We start from the raw sequence: 20579 nt of genomic DNA on the forward strand, positions 1-20579 counted from the left end.
GTCTGCTATTTTCCTATCAAACGAGGATCCCGGCAAGCTTCTTCATCGATCCCGCCGCCTGTTTTTATTTGGAACTGCCTGGAATAATGTTTACTCTACTGAATAATGCAAGAATCAAAATATCAACAGATCGCCCAAGGATCAGGCTGAATGAAGAAGCTCACCATCAGAAGCGCCCGGGAGCACAATCTCAAATCTGTGGATGTCGACATTCCGCACGATTCCCTTGTGGTCATCACGGGTGTCTCCGGTAGCGGCAAATCATCCCTTGCCTTCGATACGATATACCGCGAAGGGCAAAGGCGATATCTGAGTTCCCTCTCATCTTATGCGCGGCAATACCTAGGCAAGCTTGGCAAGCCCGATTTCGAAAGAATCGACGGATTATCGCCGGCGATTTCGCTGGATCAGAAAACCGTTGTCAGAAACCCGCGATCAACCGTCGGAACACTTTCGGGGATAACTGATATCTTAAGACTCCTCTTTTCGAGACTCGGCGATTGCGAACCCGGTACCAGCTCGAGTTCCTTCTCTTTTAATTCCCCCAAAGGCGCTTGTCCGGTCTGCAAGGGCCTCGGCGTTGAAGATAGGATCATTCCCGATCTATTGGTCTTGGACAATACAAAGACCATCCGCGAGGGCGCGCTTGTCCTAACCACCCCAACCGGATACCTTGTCTACTCCCAGGTTACTCTCGACGTCTTAAACACAGTGTGCCGGGCGCATGGCTTTAGCATTGATATTCCATGGAAGGATCTGACCGACGATCAACTCCATGTCATCCTCAACGGCTCAGACAAGATAAAGATCCCCTATGGGAAGCATCCCCTGGAATCAAGACTGAAGTGGGCCGCTTTCACCGCCAAGCCCCGCGAAGAAGGATATTACAAGGGCATCCTCCCCGTCATGGAGGATATCCTGAAGCGCGATCGGAATAATAATATCCTTCGCTTCGTTCGTTCCGTCAAATGCCGCGGCTGTGGCGGGCGGCGCCTTAATGTTGATGTCCTGAAGATCACTTGTTTCGGAAGAAATATCGCCGCCCTGTCGGCCCTGACAATTGATGAACTTCATTCCTATTTCGCACAGATAAAACTCAGCGAAAAGGAATCTCCCATCGGCCGGCCGCTCGTGGAACAGTTACTCGAAAGATCCGGCATGCTTCGCCGGCTGAGACTGGGTTACCTGACCGTCGACAGAGAATCCACGACACTCTCTGCGGGAGAGGCGCAGAGAATACGCCTGACCAGCATTGTGGGAAGCCGCTTGCAGGGGATCCTTTACATTCTCGATGAACCCTCGGTCGGCTTGCATCCGGTCGATCATCAGAGCCTACTCGAAATATTAAAGCAGTTGCGGGATAGCGGAAACACCGTCCTGGTGGTCGAACATGACGAAGAGACAATGCGCCACGCCGACTGGCTTATTGATATCGGCCCCCGCGCAGGATCCCTCGGCGGGGAAATACTCTTTGAGGGAGCGCCGAAAAATATCCCGGCAAAGATCGCCGCGTCCAAAAGCGAGACGCTTCCATATCTGCTCGGCGCCAAGCAGATCACCATACCGGATAAGGTCCGCACCGGCGCCGGTGAGATCAAGATACTTGGGGCCGGCGAATTTAACCTGAAAAACATCGATGTCCGGTTCAAAACAGCTGCTTTTAACGTCGTTACAGGGGTTTCGGGCGCCGGCAAATCGACACTGGTCAATCGAACGCTGGCCTTTAAATTAAAGGAATGCGCTGGAGAAGCGGCTGTTAAGTACCATCATATCGAAGGGCTTGAACAAATCGACAAGCTCATAGAGATCGACCAGGCGCCTATCGGCCGGACGCCCCGCAGCAATCCGGCAACCTACACAAAACTTTTCGATCTGATCCGGGATCTCTTTTCCAGGCAGAGCGCCGCGAAGGAACTGGGTTTTGATAAGGGGCGCTTTTCATTCAATGTAAAAGGTGGACGGTGCGAGAGGTGCCAAGGCGCGGGCGTGCAGCAGATTGGGATGCACTTTTTAAATGATGTCTCGGTCACCTGCGAAGAGTGTGGTGGAAAGAGGTTTGACGAAAGCACGCTGAGCGTTCTATACCGCGGCAAAAACATTCATGATGTATTGGAAATGCCCGTCGAAGAGGCCGCACGATTCTTTGTTGACGCCGAAAGGATCATGCATTATCTAGACACGCTTCTGGACGTTGGACTCGGGTATATCAAACTGGGACAACCCTCCACAACCCTTTCCGGCGGCGAAGCGCAGCGCATCAAGCTGGCGGCTCAGCTGGCAAGGCCCGCCACGGGGAGAACCCTTTATATCCTCAACGAACCCACGACCGGTCTCCATAGTGCCGATATCGTCGTCTTGCTGAAGGCCATCAATAGACTGATCGACGCGGGGAACACTGTCATCGCCATCGAGCACAACATCGATTTCATCAAGTCCGCCGATTGGGCCGTTGATCTTGGACCCGGCAGCGGCAAGGAGGGCGGGCGGGTTGTTTTCATGGGCCTGCCCATGGAAATGGCGGATTCGAAAGAGTCTCTGACCGGCAGGGCATTAAAGGAATCAGGCTCTAGGCGTCCGATTCAAGAAGGAACAGACGATGGAAAAACAGACGGCCGCGGCAGGACAGGAGCCGGCCCCAAAAAAAATATGGAGATACGGGGGGCTGCGGCTCACAACCTCCAATCGATCGATGTCGATATTCCGCATGAGAAGCTGACCGTTATAACGGGTGTTTCCGGCAGCGGCAAATCATCTCTCGCCTTTGATACGGTCTATGCTCAGTGCAGAAGAAAATTCTCGGAATCGCTCTCTACCCAGGCCAGAAGATATTTAACAAAGCTTCCAACACCGCCTGTGGAGGAGACCTTGGGACTCAACGCGGCGATAGCGATTCAACAGCAGCGCGGCCGCGACAACCCCCGTTCGATCATCGCAACGGTCACCGAGATCTATGATGTGTACCGGTTGTTGTTCTCCAGAGCGGGAATGGCCTGTGGAACCAGCACCGACTTCCCGGCCGGAGCCTTTTCGTTCAATCATCATCTGGGTTCCTGCATGGAGTGCAGAGGTCTGGGTGTGAAAATCGGCTGCTCCCCCGAAGCCCTTGTATCACACCCCGGCCGATCTCTTCTCGATGGCGCTCTGGATGGAAGCAAGACAGGAAGGTTTTATGGCGAACGCGGCGGGCGGTATCTCGCCATTTTGGAAACGGTCGGAAAAGAAAGGGGCATTGACTATACGGCTCCGTTTAATGCCCTTTCTTCCGAGGCTCTGGAAATCGCTCTCTATGGAACCGGCGCGACGGTATGGAATGTCGTCTGGAAATTTAACAGGAAGGGCCGCATAGGTGAGCACGCTTGGGATACGCCCTGGCTCGGCTTCTGTACATACGTAGAGCAGGAATACGCGCGGGTGCACGCCGATCATCGCGGTGAACAGATGTTGCCCCTCATGAAGGATATTTTATGTCCAACCTGCCAAGGCAAAAGATTGTCCCCGGAAATTCTGAAAGTTGAATTTGCCGGGAGAAATATATCCGAGCTCTGCGCGATGACTGTGACCGGTACAATTTCCTTTTTGAAAGACCTCGCGGCAGAACCGGCGGCGCATTCTGTCACCAATAGACAGATGCTCATCACGGAAGAGATTCGTCGAGAGATCGCTGAGCGGCTCGAACCTATAAATCAGGTAGGTCTTGGATATCTGACCCTTGATAGAAAAACCTCGTCCCTTTCCGGCGGGGAACTGCAGCGGCTGTTGCTGGCAACCCAGCTTCGGAGCGGCCTTTGCCGGGTCACCTATGTCCTGGATGAGCCGACGGTTGGGCTGCATGAACGCGACACACAAAAACTCCTTGGCGTATTGAAGCGTCTGCGCGATGAAGGGAACACGGTCCTGATCGTCGAGCATGACGAGCAGGTTATCCGGTCGGCTGATCACATTATAGATATGGGGCCGGGCGCCGGCTCGCTGGGAGGTCATATCGTCGCGGCGGGGGATCTCCCTTCGATCGAATCACATCCAAATTCTTTGACGGGGAGATATCTTTCCGGGAAGAAAAAAATAGGCAGGCTTGCTAAAAAGCATGCGTTGGAAGAGGGGTTCGAGATTAAGGGCGCCCATGCCAACAATCTAAAAAATATCGATGTCAAGATTCCGAAAAGCTGTGTTATCGCAATTACCGGGGTCTCTGGAAGTGGAAAATCGAGTTTGGCCTTCGATGTGATCACCGAATCGTTTATCAGAAATCGGCCTGTTAAATGCCAGGGGTACGAAGGTTTTGATCAATTCGCCCGGATCATCGGCATCGATCAAACGCCTATCGGAATCTCCCCCCTCAGCAATCCGGCAACCTATTGCGGGCTCTTCGACAAAATTAGAGAACTCTTTGCTCAAACAGAGCCCTCAAGGAATCTGGGTTATAAAAAGGGACATTTTTCATTCAATTCCAAGGGCGGTCGCTGCGAGATCTGTCGGGGCATGGGGCATCAGAAAATTGAGATGGGATTTTTATCCGATATCTGGGTCCCGTGCGAGGACTGCGGCGGGCAGCGCTATAATAGAGAGACATTAGAAATCCGTTACAGGAACAGAAATATTTTCGAGGTATTACAAACAACGATCGATGAAGCGAAGGAAATATTCTTCGACTCCCCGGGCCTGAAATTGCCGCTCGACATTCTCGATTCGGTGGGGCTTGGATATCTCACCCTTGGCCAGCCTTCGAATACCCTTTCGGGTGGCGAAGCCCAACGGCTGAAACTGGCGACGGAATTGATAAAGTCCACGGTGAGCCGATCCGCAAATAATGGCGGGGATAACATCTACATTTTCGATGAGCCGACAACAGGACTTCATTTTCAGGATGTCGACCGCCTGGTCGGGATATTCAGCGAACTTGCCGCCAAAGGACACACGGTCCTGATCGTCGAGCACAACATGGATATCATCAGAAACGCCGACTGGATTATCGACCTCGGCCCGGAAGGCGGCGATGGCGGCGGCGCGATCGTCGTTAGTGGAACTGTTGATGAAGTGATGTCGTGTGATGAATCGTGGACAGGGTGGGCCCTGAGAGAAGGATCGGTTAGACGCGGCTAATCGATATGGGATTCCTCAGAAGCTCATCCAGCCGGCTCGGAACGGCAATCGCCCGAAGGATGTTGCCGTAACTTCTGTTCGTCGTGGGCGCCACCGACTTTGCCATAACGATCGGTATGTCGCGCGTTGCCCGGAGCATAAAGGCCATCCCAAAATCGAAGGTGCTCCCTCGGCTGGATGGATCCCAGATAACATGCACCTCTTTGCAAGCGAACATTGCCTGCCGGTGTGTTGAATTCAGCGTGAGTCCGACGCCATCATCGGTCTGATCCACGTCACGCGGCGGATAGTGAACAGAAACCCCGCGCTTTTCCAACGCTTCGACATACAGATCCGCAAAACGTCGCTGTTCCTCGGTGACGTTGCGTACCGGACAGATCAAATAGATATCTTTCATCACAGCTTCCCTTCTTTCCTCGCCAATTCCAAAAACCTCTCAAGCACAGGATCCGCCGTCCCTGGTACCCAGACCATACGAATCTCCATTGGCGGCCACCCGGCATCCATCGGCAGGGTCACAATGCCCGGCACCGGCGTTCCGAGATACGACGGACAGATCGGCGTTACACCCAATCCCTCGGCGACAAGCGACAAGGCCGCATGCTTGCCGTAAACCGAATAATCCAGCAAGGGCTCGAAACCGGCCTGCCGGCAACTCCCGACGATGGCATCATAGACCCGTGGCTGCACCGGCCGCGGCGGGAGGATCAGGTTCACGTCCCTTAGGTCCTGAACGGTGATGCGCTTGCGCCGAGCCAGCGCATGATGCCGCGGCACCGCGAGGTGATAGGGCTCGGAAATCACCGGCAGGCTTTCGAGATCCGACAGATCCTGTCCGCATGTCTGAATAAAACCAACTTGAATGCCGCCCCTCTGCAGTTCCCTCAACTGTTCATTGGTGCCCATCTCATGCAGAGAGAGCCGGATATCGGGATGTCGCTCCCTGTATCCCCTTGCTAATCTTCCTATTAGGAGATCGAGCGCGATCGGGACCAATCCAATCGCCAACGTTCCCATCTCGCTCGTATCGGCCCGGCGGCACAGCGCCGCCGCCATCTCCACCCGATCCAGAATAGGCTGCGCCTCTTTGAGCAGAACCGCCCCGGCCGGTGTCAGCTTGACCGAGCGTTTCGTGCGCTCGAATAGCCGAACCTGCAGATCCTGCTCCAAGCGTTGAATCTGTAAACTCAAGGGAGGCTGGGTCATATGTAGACGCTGGGCAGCCTTCGAGAAGTGAAGCTCCTCGGCGACAGCGATGAAGTATTGGAGTTGTCTGAAGTCCATACGATTAATATGTTATCGCTATTATTTGCGTGTCAAGTAATATGAGACAGATCTTATTTGGCGACGTACAATGAGTTCATAAGGTATCTGGAAACCGGAGATGTATATGGTCAGAACTCTTTTCGTCCTGCTTTTTCTATGCGCCTCGGCCAACCTCTCCCCGGCCCAGGCCGGCGACGCCGCTCCGGCTTTCGCCGATTACGCCTCTATGCGCGCCCACTTGACGACCCTTTTCGGTGCGGCGCGCTACGCCGAAGCGGCCGCCATGTTATCGGCCCACCTCGATCGCTTCCCCGATCACTTGGAGGCCAATGCTTTCAATCTGGCGATTGTTGACATCTTGAGCGGCGATCACGACGCGGCTGTTGCCGCCCTGAATCGGGCCGCCGACGAGGGCATCTGGTTCGGCAAATACAGTATCGAAAGTGAGTATTTCGCGCCGGTGTTCGATCTACCCGCATTTAAGACCTTTCTCGCCCGCAATAACGCGATGCGGGAGTCAGCCGCACCGGGGACGATGCAATATGAAGTTGTTTTCCCCGAAAATTACGATCCCTCCAAACGTTGGCCCTTGTTTATGGCCTTTCACGGCGGTGACGGAAACATCGAAGAGTTCAGCGCCGCTTGGCACTCCCCTCGCTTGCAGCGTGAGTTTGTGCTGGCTTATGTACAATCCTCGGTAGCGAGTAACATGAAAGGATTCAGTTGGTATATACCCGGTGAGATTCGCTCCGACATTCTATCCGCATATCACCAGATCCAAGCCGGCTGCCCGATCGACCCGGAGCAGATCTACATCGGGGGATTCTCTGCCGGAGCGACCGCCACCTTCTGTATGGCTTTCGACAGCGATCTGCCGGTCAGTGGATATATCTGCTTGGGCCCTCCATACCCGCCTCAGATTCTGACGCCGGAGAATATAAAAAGCAGTGCGGATAAAAAAATGCGGGGCTGTTTCATTGTCGGTGAGAACGATCGGTTTTTTAATGACGCCGCTTCCATGGCGGCAACCCTCGATTCCCTCGGGCAGGCGATCGATATGATCATCCTGCCCGGCGTTGATCACGGCTATCCGGAAGATCTACCGGCGCGGATCGATGAGGCCCTGGGTCGTATCCTGCTGAAGAATTGATGAGCCGCTCCCTCACACCTGAACCCTATCTTCTCAAGGACACGAAGGATGCCTGGTGGTCGTTACAAACCGTTGCCTGCAGTCTGTGAGCATCCGCTTTAACATAGAGGAAACGAACGACCGCTCCCAGCACCTCGGTCATGATGCCCTTATTCCAGAAATCGACATCGAGGTGATATCCAATCATGCCCAATATTGTCGTATGTACGCATACTTGATATGCCCGATAAGGCGGTCTTGATTCCGCAAAAAAAACCCCAGGGAATATCCTCCTTTGCCAAGAACCACTCGTGCCACTAAAACAATCTGAGCAGCCGAAAACGGGCCAAAACTTTTTTGCTGGTTTATCGTTATACGTCTTCTAGAATTTCATGCAGGCTTCAACTGACAGCCAGAACAACTGTTCAGGAAAAGACCTGCGCTCCTTCATCTGCCGGGGATCCCATTCACTACCGCTGACATCATCTCCGGCGGCCAGCAATTGCCCGAATCGGACCCCCCGGAAGGCTGCGACGGCCAGGAATGCGGCGCATTCCATCTCAACGGTCAGACACCCTTCCGATCTCCGCTTCATGATCCGCTTCTTCGTTTCCCGGAAGATGGCGTCAGTTGTCCATGTCTTACCAATCTGATACTTAACACCCCGGCTCTCCAGCACCGTTTGAAGTGATTTCACCACCTCCGGCTCCACCGCAATTTCCCGGCCGGGTGTAAGATAGTGGTATGACGTGCCCTCATCTCGAACCGCACCACTTGGCACAACCACGGTGTCCTTGGCGAGGGCGGAATCCAAAACGCCGGCCGCGCCGCAGGCCATAAACTTCCGGCACCCGAAGGCAATGAGCGCCTCAAATACCGCGGCGGCCAACGGGGCGCCAAGGCCGGGGTGGGCCACCGCTACATCCTTGCCTTCATAGGTCATGCGATAGACCGGCATGGGCCCCATGGAGGTCCGAATGTCGTCTATATGTGTCAGAAGATCCGTTTTCTTTAAAGCCTTGATGACCTGGTCGTAAATGGGCATAACACAATGTTCCGGCATTCCGTCCACCGGTTTTAACATCTTGGATGGTTCAATGATCGCATCCCGGCTATCGTCAAACTCCAGAATCGGATACTCGGCGCTCATTTTCCCTCTCAAATTGGAATATGTAGAAGCGGGGGCCGAAGCCCCCACGTTGCGAGGTCATTATCATTCTTGCAGCGTCGCGTGTCGATCACAAAGGGACAACAACAGGCGTATGCGATCAGGCTCGCTTCATCACGGTCCATCAAACACGATCACGCAAGCAGGATCACTCGAGCAGGATCAACGGCCGCGTCTCGCTCCGTCCGAGTAGGTCCAGCCGGCAAAAATAGACGCCGGAAGTGACCCGGGCCCCCGCCAGATTCCGCCCATCCCAAGCAACCGAGTGAATACCGGCGGATTGCTCGGTATCGACGAGCCGCCGCACGAGCCGTCCGCCGGCATCATAGATGCTTAGGCTGACCGGCTCCCGTCCGCCCGATCCCGGTACCTGATAGGTCAGGGTCGTGGAGGACCGGAACGGGCTCGGTTGACCGGGGCTGAGGAGATGCCCGCCCCGTAATATGCCGGGTTCCTGATCCGTCGGATTCTCTACTGTCGAACTCCCGCTGCAGCCTTCCGGCCAGGCGCCGATCTGCCCGCACACCTGATTGTTCCATTCAGTACAAGGAGAGGTTTGATGTAATGTATAAGGCTCTTCCGGGTTCTGCTGCCCGCAGAAGAGGGGATCCTCGCTGATGTTGTCATCCATGCCGAGGAAGTCGGCGATCGCCCCCACCCAGTCGCCGCCGATGTTGCCGTAGAGATCACAGCAGGCCATACTCGGGACGGCCATGCTATTGGCGCAGTAAATCGCACCGCCGCTGAAGTTCGAGGCGATGATCGTGTTATCAATAACCGGGGTCGCGTATTCATAGCAGGCCAAGCCGCCGCCGGCAGTCGCCGTGTTGCCGACAAGGGTGCATGCGCTGATCAGCGGCATTGATTCCCAAAAGGTCATGGCACCGCCGGCATCGGCATCATTCCCCTCAAATGTGCACCGCAGCATATACAAATGGCAGTTGTTTCCAAAGAGGCCTCCGCCGGATGGAGCCGTGTTGAATTGGAACAGGCACTGGCTGATATCGGGAGAGGCATAGTTGCAGTAGAAGGCTCCACCGGCTTGCGAGGCTTGATTATCGTTAAACACGCAGGTATTGAAGTTTCCCGGAAACTGCCGAAGATAGCAGGCGCCACCATAAACGGCCGTGTTGTGCGACATGGTTGTGATGCCGAAATCGAAGTAGGACTGATCCCAGGCGCAGACGCCGCCGCCATATTCGGCGGCATTGCCGGTCAAGAAACACATAAACGTAGTGGCATCGGCATCCTCTGCATAGATCGCGCCGCCGCGGGCGTTCCCGGTCAGGGCGCTATTGTTCTCCAGGGTGCACCGATCGAGGGTCAGGTAGGTCGATTCCCCCGATATAAAGATCCCCCCGCCCATCGTCGCCTCATTCCCCGTGAATGTGCAGTCCGTCAGTAATATCTCGGCGCCGGTATCGCCGTACAAACCGCCCCCGCCGCTTTCGGCTTCGCCGGTGGCGCGATTGTCACGGAACTCGCAATTGGTGAGGGCGGCTGAGGCATCAAGCCCGACCCGCAGTCCCCCCCCATAACTGCAGACATTGGAGAGGAACTCGCAACCGGTGAAGGTTGGGTAAGCGTCCTCCGATTCAACGTACACAGCGCCGCCGGAACCGCCGCCGCATGTATTTGAAGAAAATTCGCAGTTCAAAAAAGTCGTCTGCCCGAAGGCGAGAACCGCGGCGCCCGCCATAATGGCGGTGTTCCCTTGGAAAGTGCAATTTGTATAGGTTGTCGGCCAATTCTGGCACAACAGGGCGCCCCCCATCATGGAACTATTCCCAACCAGCCGGCAGTCGCTGGCCCAGACGCCTGAGAACTGATCGCCCGCGATGGCGCCTCCCATCTGATCGGCGTGGTTATTGGAGAGAATGCAGTTGGCCAGCGTGGGATTGGCGCCGCCGGTGCAGCGTATGGCGCCGCCGGCCGATAATGTATATCCATTGGATATCGTCACACCCCGGATGACGCTGGTACTGTCTTCATACATTTGGAATTGAAACCCGCGGTGCGAGGAGCCATAGCTCCCTTCGCAATCGATAATACAGGCGTTGGGATTGTCCGAAGCCGAGCGCACGGTGAGCCGCTTGCCGTAAAAATCGAGATCGCGGTTCCCGTCGCCTGTATAAGTTCCGTCACCCAGTTCTACAATGCCGCCCCAGACCGCCGCATCGATCGCCGCCTGGATCGTCGCGTAATCGCCGCCGCCGCCCGCCTCTACGGAGTAGACCATCGGCCCGCAGGAGACCGGAAAGCGCCCTATCAAACCGCAGGCGCTCTGCTCAGGAGCGCACGGCGAATTTTCATGCAGGCCGAAGGGCACAACCGATCCGCAATAGAGGGGATCGGCGCAGATATTTCCCCATTGACCCAAATAGGGGGCCAGACCACCCACCCAATCACCGCCGCCGTTGCCGAAAAAGTCACAGCACTCCATATCGGCGTTCCCGCCGGTCCGCCAATAGACCGGCTGGTGGTCGCCGAAGGAGATGATCGTATGCTCCAAAAAGGCGGTACCGCTGACATCGACCAGGACCGACACGTCACGCGAGGTGCCGTTGATCGTGCATTGATTCATCCAGGTATCGCTCGTGTGGAGATAGAGGCAGGCGCCGCCATACCCGCTGTTGCCGCTGAACAGACATTCGTTCAGACTCACCCACGAGAGATTGACGGCGCAGATGACCCCGCCGCGGCCGTCATTCTGGTCGAGATTTTCGTTGCCGGCAAAGAGGCACCCCGAAAATTCCATGGCCGAGTAGTCATCCATAAAAACCGCTCCGCCGTCATATTCGGCGCGATTGTTCCAGAAGATACAGTTCTCGAAATGAGTGTAACTCATGGTCGCGGCAATCGCGCCCCCGGAGTTGGTCCCGGTTACATACCCGTTCTTGATTGTTAAACCACGGATATAGGAACCGTCGGACGCGCTGTCCAAGATAAAACCGCGATGCGGCGCGCCGGCGCTCCCCTGGCAATCGATCACGCAGAAGGCCGGATCACCACTCTGCGATTCGATGGTGATGATGAGATCACCGAGAGTGATGTCCCGGTTCCCCGCGCCGGTGAACGTACCGTCGGGGAGCTGGATGACATCCTCATTTTCCGCTCCATCCAGCGCTGCTTGAAGGGTCGGATAGTCTCCCGTCCCGTCGGGGCGCACGGTGATCACCACGGCCGCCGCCGGGGCGATCAGCCAGAGGGTGAGAGCGATGCTGAGCCAAGCAGCGACGATAGGTCCGCGGTACATAACAACCTCCTATACATTAAGACAGGATCACGGGTTGACACTCTTCGCCGGCCGGAAACCGACCTCATAGGTCTTGCTGGTGGGGGTATAATCGAATCGTATAGAGCATCGCATCCGGTTCTGGTTGTAGTACCAGGAGCCGCCATGCAGCACCTTGTAAAGTGCACTCGCCGGTCCTATCGGGTCGGTATCCGGATTGTCTCCCAGGTCGCATACGTGCCAGTCGTTGCACCACTCCATGAGATTTCCACCCATGTCATAGAGACCCAACGATGACGGGGCCACTGGATACGTTTCCACCGGCGTTGTCCAACCGATACACATTTCATAAGCGCCCCAACGGTAATTGGCGATGCTGCAGTCGGGATCATCGTCCCCCCACGGATAAGCCCTATCCCCCTCGATCTGCGTCGCATACTCCCACTCGGCATCGGTCGGTAAACGGTACCCCTGCGCTCCATACGGATCGCCCCCGTTGCATGACCAGTCCCCCGTGTGTTCATAGGCCCGCGGCAACCCCGCCTGCAGGCTCAACCAGTCGCAATAGCGGGCCGCCCCATACCAGGTCACCATCAGGACCGGGTGATCACCGGGATCGTATCCGTTGGGGTAGGCGTTTTGGGCTTCCGTTGACGGGGATTCGCGCAGGTAAAACGTTCCCTCGCCGTCGAACTGGATTTCCGACCAATCCCAACCCATCCCCAGCAGTTCCACCGTGCTTCCGTCCAGGTCGTCCCGCACCTCGTGTGAGAGGTTCACCGTGACATACCCGTTGTCATACGCCCATTGCAGCGCCTCCATGTACTCCTGGTTTGTCACCTCATGCTGCCCAAGGTAAAAGTCATGCGTCAGGGTCACCTCTCGTTCGTCAATACCGCACTGGGATTCCATATTCCCATCACCCATCCAGAAGACCCCGGCCGGCACCATGACCATCCCCGGCGGAACGACCATATCATCGTAAAAGGTCACGCTGTCGACATCCGATACCGCGTATTCATCGATCCCTGTATAGGTGTGGACCTGCATCTTCCACTCGCCGTTGACCGTTGAAATCGCAAGGACCAATACCAAGCCCAGCAGAGCCATCAATTGTATAACCATCATCCGTCGTCTCATTACTCCATCCTCCTCCCGCTGCCTGTGAATCTGTTGAATCCAATATCGCGCATTCCTGCCTGCACTCTTCAGAAGAAGTAATCTCACGGCAGCAGGATCATCCGCCGGCTCTCTTCGATCCCGGGCGCTCTCAAATTGTAAAAGTAGACGCCGCTGGGGACCGCCCGCCCGGCGCCATCCAATCCGTCCCAAGCCACGGTGTAGCGGCCGGCCTTGCTTGTTTCGCTCACAAGAGCGCGGATCAGCCGCCCGCTCACGCTGTAGATCCCCAATTCCACCTCCCCGGCCCGCGGCAGCTCATAGCTGATGCGCGTGTCGGGCGAGAAGGGGTTCGGTTGGTTTTGGAAAAGGTGAATCACATCGACCAGCGCCGCGGCATTCATGGGATCTTCTACATTTGAGGCGTCCCAAAGAAATTCGATCCGCTCGATCAACGCGAGATCGTAGTAGTTCCAAATGTCGCCGGTCACGACGGCGAAGGTCTCCTCACCTTCAAAGCCGGCCCAGTCGATGTCGCTCAGGTTGTAGGTCGCCCCCTCTCCTCCGTTCAGATAAACGGCGAGCATCGGTTCATCCGCCCGGGCTCCCGTGAGAAGCAGCAGTATGGCGAGAAGGTGGAAGGCGGCCAAAGCGATGCCTGTACCTCGCCCTTGTTTTTGTCGTTGCATGAGCACCTCCTGTACAAAAGGTTGGGATTCCTTCAGATGGGGAGAAAGGCCGGATGGGCGCCAAAAGACCCGCCGTTTCAATACCCCGCTCCCTGTCGTTTGAATAGACAGGGACGGGTGAGCGGAATCACAGAAATTGGAAAATATTTAGGCGGAATTAGAGCTGGCGGCGGTAAGGGACCGCGCTGATGCCGAAGGGGGCGCTTCCTAGGGAATCCGCAGCCGCTCCGGCGTTGAGTGCTGAAGTTCCTCTCCGCGCTGCAGGGCTCTGACCTGCCAGAGGATCGGCTCACGGCCAAAGGTCTCGCTCAACCGGGCGCCCTCCACGCTCGCGGCCGGATCGCTTCCCACCGGCAGGCGAAGTTGCACATTAAGATCAGCGTCCAGAAGAAGAACCTCATATCCGTCGGCCCCCTCCACAGGCTCCCAGCTCAGAAGAAATTGATCTTCAGAAAGCGCCCGCGGCGGATGAAGGCTCAAGGCCGCCACCCTGTCCGTCGCCGCTTCGCGGGTCACGATGGGACCGGAGATCTCGCCCAGGTGGTGATAGATCATTAGAAAACCGACGGCCACGACACAGATCGCCGCCAGACCCCAGGCCGGTCTGAAACCGGGCCGCCATAGCCGGCTTAGAAAGAGATGGAACGGTCCGGGCGCGCTCCTCCGGCGCGGGAGTTCGCCCTCACCACCCGCCGGAAGATCTCCCAACCCAAGTTTCTGATCCAAAATTTGTTGGAGCTTTGCGGCCGCAACCTGCGGCTGCGCCCCCTTGGGCACAACGCTCGGATTCTTAAAGGCCAGGACAGAGGCCAACAGGGCCTGGCAATGCGCGCATCCGGCCAGATGCGCTCGCCGCGGATCGTCATCGGGCAGATCCGCGATCTCTCCCAACTCCTCAATGCGATAGCAGTCCCGGCTCATGACTCTCTGTCTCCCTCCATGGTGCCGCGGCCCTCCGGCCGGCCGTTGCGGTTTCTGCGATCGGCCAAGGCCGCACGGAGCTTGCGGCGGGCGCGCTGGAGCACCCCGCGCGCGCCCGACACCTCTTCAATCCGCAAGATCACCGTGATCTCATCCACCGGCATGCGCTCGGTGCAGCGCAGACGGATGGCCCGTTGTTCGAGCGGATCCAATCGCTCCCGGACAAGATCCAGCAAAACCAGCTCATCGGCTTGCTCTTCGCGGAGCTGCTCGGGACCGGCATGCGGCGCCGGTAAATCCTCCAGCTCAACCTCCTCATCGCGGAGGAGGGACGGGCTTTGCACCGCATTGATACAACGGTTGCGCGTAATGGCAAAGATCCACGAAAAGAACCGTCCTTGTCCGCCGAAACTTTCCAGATGGGTATAGGCGCTCATCAAGACATCTTGGGAGAGATCCAACGCCCGTTCATGTTCATGCACGAAGCGGAAGCACCAGATGTAGACACGTTCGGCGTAGCGCCCCAGGAGTTCCGAGGCCGCCTGGCGGGACCGGACCGACTCCGGATCCTCGCGGGCGATCTGGACCAGCGCCTCATCGCTCGGCGTATCGGTTCTCTCTATCGGCATAGACAATCCTGCCAGGGTGGAATCACAGGCGATCCTCATTTGAGATCAACCTGGGGGGTGGCGGCGCGATCGGCGCCGTATCCCTATAATAATGAGGGATGCGGCCGCTATCATCAAGAGCGAAACGCCTAATAGAAAGTAAAATAACACGTTAGAACGCCGTTCCAGCTTCGCGCGCACGTCGCCGTCCCCCACCACGGTGAAGCCGGCCCAGAAAAACGGAGCGCTCCAGCGCCGATCCCGGCGCATGGCGGATTGGGCCTGCTGCAGCGCGGCGGCCACCGTTTCCCCATCCGCCAGATGCGCATAGAGATGTTGCATGAGCCGGGCGGTGGCGCGATCCCCCACCGGCCACAGCGAAGCGATCACGGCGGGAACGCCCGCGCTGAGGAAGGCGCTCGACAACCCCTGCACCCCTTCAAGGGAGAGGATCCGCCCGCCGGCGGTTTGACAGCTGGAGAGAACCGCCAGCCGCGCCGGCAGTTCCAGATTTGCAATCTGATCGGCGTGCAGATTCTCCGCTCCTTCTTCGGGATAAAACTGAATCGTGGATCGCCATGGATACTGATCATCCACCCAGGCATGCGCCGCCAGATGCAGCACCTCATCGTGGGCGATGAGATCGGCCAGGGAGACCGCAGGGGTGTCGCCGGGCAGAACGAGCGCTTTAACATGGCGGTAGCGGCGCGCCAGCTGCCGCACCTCTTGCACGCCGCCGGGAAGCGCTTCACCTTGGGCCGTTCTCGCGGCCGCAATCGCCAGGAGCGTCACCGTCTGCGGGGTTTCTTGCGGGGCTTCTTCGGCGGATGGGTGTCCGCGCTGCCGCGTGAGAAAGGTCGCCGATGGGATCCGCACGAACGCCTTTCCCGCCGCGATCCGCGGTGAGGAGATAAGCGGCGGCAAGGCCCAGAGCGGAAGGAGGTTCAGGGCGGCGTCGGGGGCGAAGAGGATGCGCGAGCTGCCGCTGACGAGATCCTCAATGCCGCATAGGATCTGCGCGCCGAGGCGGGCGCCGATATCCTCGAGAAGTTCCCTATCGGCCGGGACCCCCGAGCGCGGCGGCGCGCTGACCATTTCGTAGTAACGCCGGAGTTTCTCTTCCAACTCCGTTTCGGGCGGAAGTTGTACAACCCGGCACTCGGTACGGGTCACGGCGAAGAGATACGACCCCTCCGGACCGAGGAAGGCGTCGAGGAGCAGCTCTCCGGGCCGCAGGGTTTCATGCTGCAGCCGCTCCACCGTCGCGAGCGGCGCCGCTTCGTTTTGGTAGGTTTCCGCCAGGGCCTCTCCCGGCCCCAGCATCCGCTCCAGCAGCGTCCGCGTCTTGAACCCTTGCAGCGCATCAAAGGCGCCGCGGATGCGCTGCGCCGCCGGGGTATCGGCCGGATATTCCAGCAGCAGGGCGGCGGTCTGGTTGGAGAGCATGGCGCCATAGGAACCGCGTTGCTCGCGCCACTCCGGGTTGAGCGGCACCGCGCGATCCGCTTCCCAGAGGCCTTGCGCTGCTTGTACAAGCGCCCAAGCGCTGTCGGGGAGGCCCAGAACACGATAGATCAGCGCGGATCTGGCCAATGCGCCGACCCGGAAACGTCGCAAACCCAGGCGCTCCTCTTCCCGGTTGACCGCCAGCAGACAGTCCAAGGCCTCGTCGTATCGGCCAAGCTTGTACAATATGGCACCCATGTGGCTGTGCAAGCCGAGACTCAGTTGTATATTAGAGGCCCCTTCCACCCGCCGGGCGCCCTCTTCCAAAACAGCCAGGGCCGCCGCGCTGCTGTCCATCGCCGCGAGAGACCGGGCCAGGCCGATCCGGGCGTCGACGCTGTTCTTGGCCGGCAGAGCCTCTTCCAGCGCCAGAGAACGCCGGTAGAGTTCCGCGGCGTCGCGCTGCCGGCCCTGCAGATGACGCACCAAGGCCATCTGGTTGGTCACTTTACCCGAGAGATCTGAAAATCCCTGCTCCCGGCACTCTTGTACAAGCACCTCAAGACCGTTGAAGGCCTCTTCATAGCGACCGAGTTGGGTTTGACAGATGGCCAGATTGAGGGCCGGCGTGATCGCCGCGCGGTTGTTGCCGCTGCGGCGGTGCAGCGCTTGGGCCTGGCGGAAGTGCGTCTCGGCCGCGCCCGGATCCCCCCGCGAAAACTCCAGCGTGGCCAAATTGTTAAGGATGGCGTTCAGCATGTAGCTTTGTTCGCCCTCTTGTTCAATCTTCTCGGCGAACGCGGCCGCCTGCCGGCCGATTGTCATCGCCTCTTCGTAGGATCCCAATCGCGTGAGCGCGACAGCGAGGCCGTTGAGCGCCAAAGCGCGGCTGCCGGGGTTCCCTAATTGTACAAAGAGTTCCGACGCCGACCGGAATTCCGAGACGGCCTCCTGTGTCCGCCCTTTGTCCAAGTCCTGCCATCCCAGGCCGACGCGCGCCATACCTTGATAAAACTCATCACCGGCGGCGATGGAAAGGGCCAGCAAGCGCTCCGCGAGTTCGCGCGCTTCATTACCACGCCCCTGTGAAGCGACGGCGACGCCGAGCCAGCGCAGGATATAACAGGTGGAGGGCGTGTCGGCCGCCGCCTCGGATAGGGTCAAGGCCTCGCGCAGAAGTTCTTCCCCGCGGCGGGCCCGCCCCTTTCCGGCGCAGATTCCTCCCTCCCGCCATAACAGTTGAAGCAGAAGCAGGGAGTCGGATTCCGCCCGCGCCGATGCGATCAGAGGATCGATGGCCGCCATGACCGCATCCGAAGTGGTGACAAGGCGCAACGAGTCGACGCGGGCCAAAACCGCGGCGCGTTCAGGCGCTGTCAGGGGTAGGGCCAAAACGGCCGGGAAAAACAGGCCGATGAGTCCAACCAGCATGAGCAGCCGTCGCCCACCCCTCATCGATTAATAACCTTCGCTATCCGTCGCCTGGACCCGGCCGCGGTGTAAGCGGAACAGCACAACAACGTAAAATATCGCCAGGACAAATCCAACCGGCCACCAGCGCAGCCCGGCCAGGAGGGACTCATGGCTGGCCGCGGCGTTCCCTGCGGTCAGAGATTGCGATGGAGTATCGATCGACCGGATCATGACCGGATAAATCGAAGCCGCTGTCGCGCCGAGGTGGCCGAGCAGGAAACCGCCCGAGCTCACAAAGGCAAGCAGATCGCGCCCGGCGCGGCGGGCGAAGAAAGCGCCCGCGAGACCGGCAACGAAGAGGATCGTCGCCAACCAGGCGAGGGGCCGCGCCGCAAGCGCCGCGTAGAGATCCGGAACAAGCGCGGCGGTCGCCGCCGTTGCGGCTATCAAGAGAACGATAACCGCCGGAAAGAGGCGGCTCGCCGCCTTCAAGCTCCGCTCGCGCACAAGACCATCCGTCTTCCATGCGAGGAAGAGCGCGCCGTGATGCAGCAGGGCCGCAAGCGCCAGCACCCCGGCGAGCACGGTATACCAATCGAGGAGACCGAGTTCGCCCCGCGGTGAGAATGATTCGAAGAGGGAGAGGGCAAACCAGCCGTCCTCCTGGAACGGTACGCCTCGGATCAGGTTGCCCAGCGCGGCGCCGAAGAGGACTGGGGCGAGCGTCGACGCCGTGGCAAACGTCGCATCCCAGAAGGCGTGCCACATTCCGTCTTTAATATGCGAACGAAACTCGATCGAGATGCCGCGCAGAATCAGCACCCAGAGAATCAACATGATCGCGAGGTAAAAGCCCGATAGGCCCGAGGCAAGCACCTTGGGGAAGGCAAGCAAGAGCACGCCCCCTCCTGCCAGGAGCCAGACCTCGTTGCCATCCCAGAACGGACCGATGGCGGCGAGCACCTGGCGGCGCTCCCGGTCGTTTTTTGCGACCCAGAGATGCAGCGCGCCGGCGCCGAAATCAAATCCGTCCATCACGACATAGATCGCAACCATCACCGCGGCAAGCATGAACCAGAGCATCTCCATGATTCGATCTCCTTAGTCGTGGTGCGCCGCCGCCGATTCCGGTGCAGGGGCGCTGGTTGACAATTTCGGACCATGCCCGACTTCCCTTGCGATGAGCGAGAGGAAGAGGACACCGAGCACAAAGTAAAGCCCGGCGAAGCCGAGCGTCGTAAACAGCGTGGCGCCGGAATGGACGGTCGGCGAACCGCCTTCCGCCGTGCGCATTAGACCGTAGATCAGCCAGGGCTGGCGGCCGACCTCGGCCGTCATCCAGCCGGCGGTGTTGGCAATGAAAGGAAACGGGAAGGCCAGCGCGAGAATCCACAGCATCCACCGGGCCAAAGCCAGACGGCCGCGCCAAAGCATGAGCGTGGCAAAGCCCATGAGCGCGGCAAACAGCGTTCCCAATCCGACCATAATGTGAAAGGAGTAATAGAGGAGCTCAATGTTATCCGGCCAGTCACTTTCAGGATAGGCGGCGAGACCGTTGACATTCGCTGAAAATTTACCATAGGCGATCCAGGAGAGGACGGACGGCAGCATGATCGGGTTGTCGAGCTTGCGCTCCTCGACGTTGGGCTGGCCGATCATTGAGAGCGGCGCATGCGGACCGCTCTCGAAGCGCCCTTCCATCGCCGCCAGCGTCACCGGTTGGTACTTGGCCACCCCGCGGCCCTGCTCGTGGCCGGTTGGGAAGGCGACGAGCATAGAAGCGATGAGCCCCGCGATCACGCCCGTGCGCAAGGATATCTTCGCCGTTTCATGCGTCTCGCCCTTCAGCGTCCAATATGCCCCCACCGCGGCGACCACAAAGGCCCCCGACACAACAGAGGCGGTCTGATTGTGCAGGAATTGCAAAATCGCCCAGGGATTAAAGACAAACTGGGCGAGACTGGCGATTTGAAAAGTGCCGTCCGCTCCGATGCTGTGTCCGACGGGATGCTGCATAAAGGCGTTCGTCGCAATGATGAAATATCCCGAGAGCCAACTGCCGGCAAACAACGCGATGCTGGCCAGGTAATGAATCCTTGGACCAAAACGCCGTTCGCCCCACACAAGCACGGCGAGAAAGCTCGATTCGAGGAAGAAGGCGAAAATCCCCTCCATCGCCAATGTTTGGCCGATGACGCCCCCGGCTCTATGCGAGAAGGCCGCCCAGTTCGTGCCGAACTGAAACTCCATCGGAATGCCCGTCACAACGCCCATGGCGAAGGTAAGTCCGAAGATGCGGATCCAGAATCGCGCCGCATCGTTCCAGGCCTCACTGCCGCGGCGCAAGGCGATGCTCTTCATCACGACGATAAGGAGCGCCAATCCCATAGTTAACTGCGGAAAGATATAGTGGAACGTCAGTGTGAATCCGAACTGCAGGCGGTGCCAGAACATAGGATCACTCATAATTTACTCCTTCGGCTTC

General features: G+C 58.2%; 14 protein-coding genes. 2 read left to right on the forward strand and 12 right to left on the reverse strand.

The genetic code is table 11. The features are described from left to right. Positions 1–150 precede the first annotated feature (150 nt). Positions 151–5100: an excinuclease ABC subunit UvrA gene (uvrA, locus tag KJ970_00125; protein ID MBU2689305.1), complete on the forward strand. Its 4950-nt coding sequence runs from the start codon at positions 151–153 to the stop codon at positions 5098–5100. Here the strand turns inward: uvrA and KJ970_00130 are convergent. Together KJ970_00130 and KJ970_00135 are read right to left on the reverse strand one after the other, a co-directional pair. After that, complete coding sequence (locus KJ970_00130) at positions 5087–5497, reverse strand: hypothetical protein (GenBank protein ID MBU2689306.1); 411 nt, start codon at positions 5495–5497, stop codon at positions 5087–5089. The two genes, uvrA and KJ970_00130, sit on opposite strands and share 14 nt — an antisense overlap. Next, positions 5497–6384, reverse strand: coding sequence for a LysR family transcriptional regulator (locus tag KJ970_00135; protein MBU2689307.1), 888 nt, complete (start codon positions 6382–6384; stop codon positions 5497–5499). Before KJ970_00135 ends, KJ970_00130 begins: the two co-directional genes overlap by 1 nt. 106 nt (positions 6385–6490) lie before the next feature. On the opposite strand from KJ970_00135, the gene KJ970_00140 reads away from it, so the two are divergent. Further along, the gene (locus KJ970_00140) at positions 6491–7516 is read left to right on the forward strand and encodes a hypothetical protein (GenBank protein MBU2689308.1); all 1026 of its coding nucleotides are present in this window, start codon (positions 6491–6493) and stop codon (positions 7514–7516) included. A gap of 25 nt (positions 7517–7541) precedes the next feature. Here KJ970_00140 and KJ970_00145 read toward each other — a convergent pair whose 3' ends face one another. The 10 genes from KJ970_00145 to KJ970_00190 all read right to left on the reverse strand — a co-directional run bounded on the left by KJ970_00145 (position 7542) and on the right by KJ970_00190 (position 20560). Then, positions 7542–7703: a GNAT family N-acetyltransferase gene (locus KJ970_00145; protein ID MBU2689309.1), complete on the reverse strand. Its 162-nt coding sequence runs from the start codon at positions 7701–7703 to the stop codon at positions 7542–7544. Positions 7704–7877: 174 nt separating this feature from the next. Beyond that, entirely contained in the window at positions 7878–8645 is a 768-nt protein-coding gene (locus KJ970_00150) for a nucleoside phosphorylase (GenBank protein ID MBU2689310.1), read from the reverse strand. 166 nt (positions 8646–8811) lie between these two features. Then, positions 8812–11919, reverse strand: coding sequence for a right-handed parallel beta-helix repeat-containing protein (locus KJ970_00155; GenBank protein ID MBU2689311.1), 3108 nt, complete (start codon positions 11917–11919; stop codon positions 8812–8814). A 27-nt stretch (positions 11920–11946) separates the two neighbouring features. Continuing rightward, on the reverse strand, positions 11947–13038 hold the full coding sequence (locus KJ970_00160; protein MBU2689312.1) for a formylglycine-generating enzyme family protein: 1092 nt from the start codon (positions 13036–13038) through the stop codon (positions 11947–11949). 83 nt (positions 13039–13121) lie between these two features. Further along, positions 13122–13706, reverse strand: coding sequence for a T9SS type A sorting domain-containing protein (locus KJ970_00165; protein ID MBU2689313.1), 585 nt, complete (start codon positions 13704–13706; stop codon positions 13122–13124). Between the two features lie 207 nt (positions 13707–13913). Further along, a complete protein-coding gene (locus KJ970_00170) occupies positions 13914–14627 on the reverse strand; it encodes a hypothetical protein (protein MBU2689314.1) in 714 nt (237 codons plus the stop codon). Then, a complete protein-coding gene (locus KJ970_00175) occupies positions 14624–15256 on the reverse strand; it encodes a sigma-70 family RNA polymerase sigma factor (protein MBU2689315.1) in 633 nt (210 codons plus the stop codon). The genes KJ970_00170 and KJ970_00175 overlap by 4 nt, the downstream gene beginning before the upstream one ends. A gap of 45 nt (positions 15257–15301) precedes the next feature. Further along, positions 15302–18136, reverse strand: coding sequence for a CHAT domain-containing protein (locus KJ970_00180; GenBank protein MBU2689316.1), 2835 nt, complete (start codon positions 18134–18136; stop codon positions 15302–15304). 3 nt (positions 18137–18139) lie between these two features. Next, positions 18140–19183, reverse strand: a complete 1044-nt coding sequence (gene cydB, locus KJ970_00185; protein ID MBU2689317.1) for a cytochrome d ubiquinol oxidase subunit II — start codon at positions 19181–19183, stop codon at positions 18140–18142. Between the two features lie 12 nt (positions 19184–19195). After that, positions 19196–20560 (reverse strand): cytochrome ubiquinol oxidase subunit I, encoded by a 1365-nt coding sequence (locus KJ970_00190; protein MBU2689318.1) that lies wholly within the window; start codon positions 20558–20560, stop codon positions 19196–19198. Positions 20561–20579 lie beyond the last annotated feature (19 nt).

Source organism: Candidatus Eisenbacteria bacterium (assembly GCA_018831195.1).
GTDB lineage: Bacteria > Eisenbacteria > RBG-16-71-46 > CAIMUX01 > JAHJDP01 > JAHJDP01.

Excerpts from the sequence above, each read along its gene's own strand:
- uvrA (MBU2689305.1), top strand. The coding sequence starts at position 151 with ATGAAGAAGCTCACCATCAGAAGCGCCCGGGAGCACAATCTCAAATCT.
- KJ970_00130 (MBU2689306.1), bottom strand. The coding sequence starts at position 5,497 with ATGAAAGATATCTATTTGATCTGTCCGGTACGCAACGTCACCGAGGAA.
- KJ970_00135 (MBU2689307.1), bottom strand. The coding sequence starts at position 6,384 with ATGGACTTCAGACAACTCCAATACTTCATCGCTGTCGCCGAGGAGCTT.
- KJ970_00140 (MBU2689308.1), top strand. The coding sequence starts at position 6,491 with ATGGTCAGAACTCTTTTCGTCCTGCTTTTTCTATGCGCCTCGGCCAAC.
- KJ970_00145 (MBU2689309.1), bottom strand. The coding sequence starts at position 7,703 with ATGATTGGATATCACCTCGATGTCGATTTCTGGAATAAGGGCATCATG.
- KJ970_00150 (MBU2689310.1), bottom strand. The coding sequence starts at position 8,645 with ATGAGCGCCGAGTATCCGATTCTGGAGTTTGACGATAGCCGGGATGCG.
- KJ970_00155 (MBU2689311.1), bottom strand. The coding sequence starts at position 11,919 with ATGTACCGCGGACCTATCGTCGCTGCTTGGCTCAGCATCGCTCTCACC.
- KJ970_00160 (MBU2689312.1), bottom strand. The coding sequence starts at position 13,038 with ATGAGACGACGGATGATGGTTATACAATTGATGGCTCTGCTGGGCTTG.
- KJ970_00165 (MBU2689313.1), bottom strand. The coding sequence starts at position 13,706 with ATGCAACGACAAAAACAAGGGCGAGGTACAGGCATCGCTTTGGCCGCC.
- KJ970_00170 (MBU2689314.1), bottom strand. The coding sequence starts at position 14,627 with ATGAGCCGGGACTGCTATCGCATTGAGGAGTTGGGAGAGATCGCGGAT.
- KJ970_00175 (MBU2689315.1), bottom strand. The coding sequence starts at position 15,256 with ATGCCGATAGAGAGAACCGATACGCCGAGCGATGAGGCGCTGGTCCAG.
- KJ970_00180 (MBU2689316.1), bottom strand. The coding sequence starts at position 18,136 with ATGAGGGGTGGGCGACGGCTGCTCATGCTGGTTGGACTCATCGGCCTG.
- cydB (MBU2689317.1), bottom strand. The coding sequence starts at position 19,183 with ATGGAGATGCTCTGGTTCATGCTTGCCGCGGTGATGGTTGCGATCTAT.
- KJ970_00190 (MBU2689318.1), bottom strand. The coding sequence starts at position 20,560 with ATGAGTGATCCTATGTTCTGGCACCGCCTGCAGTTCGGATTCACACTG.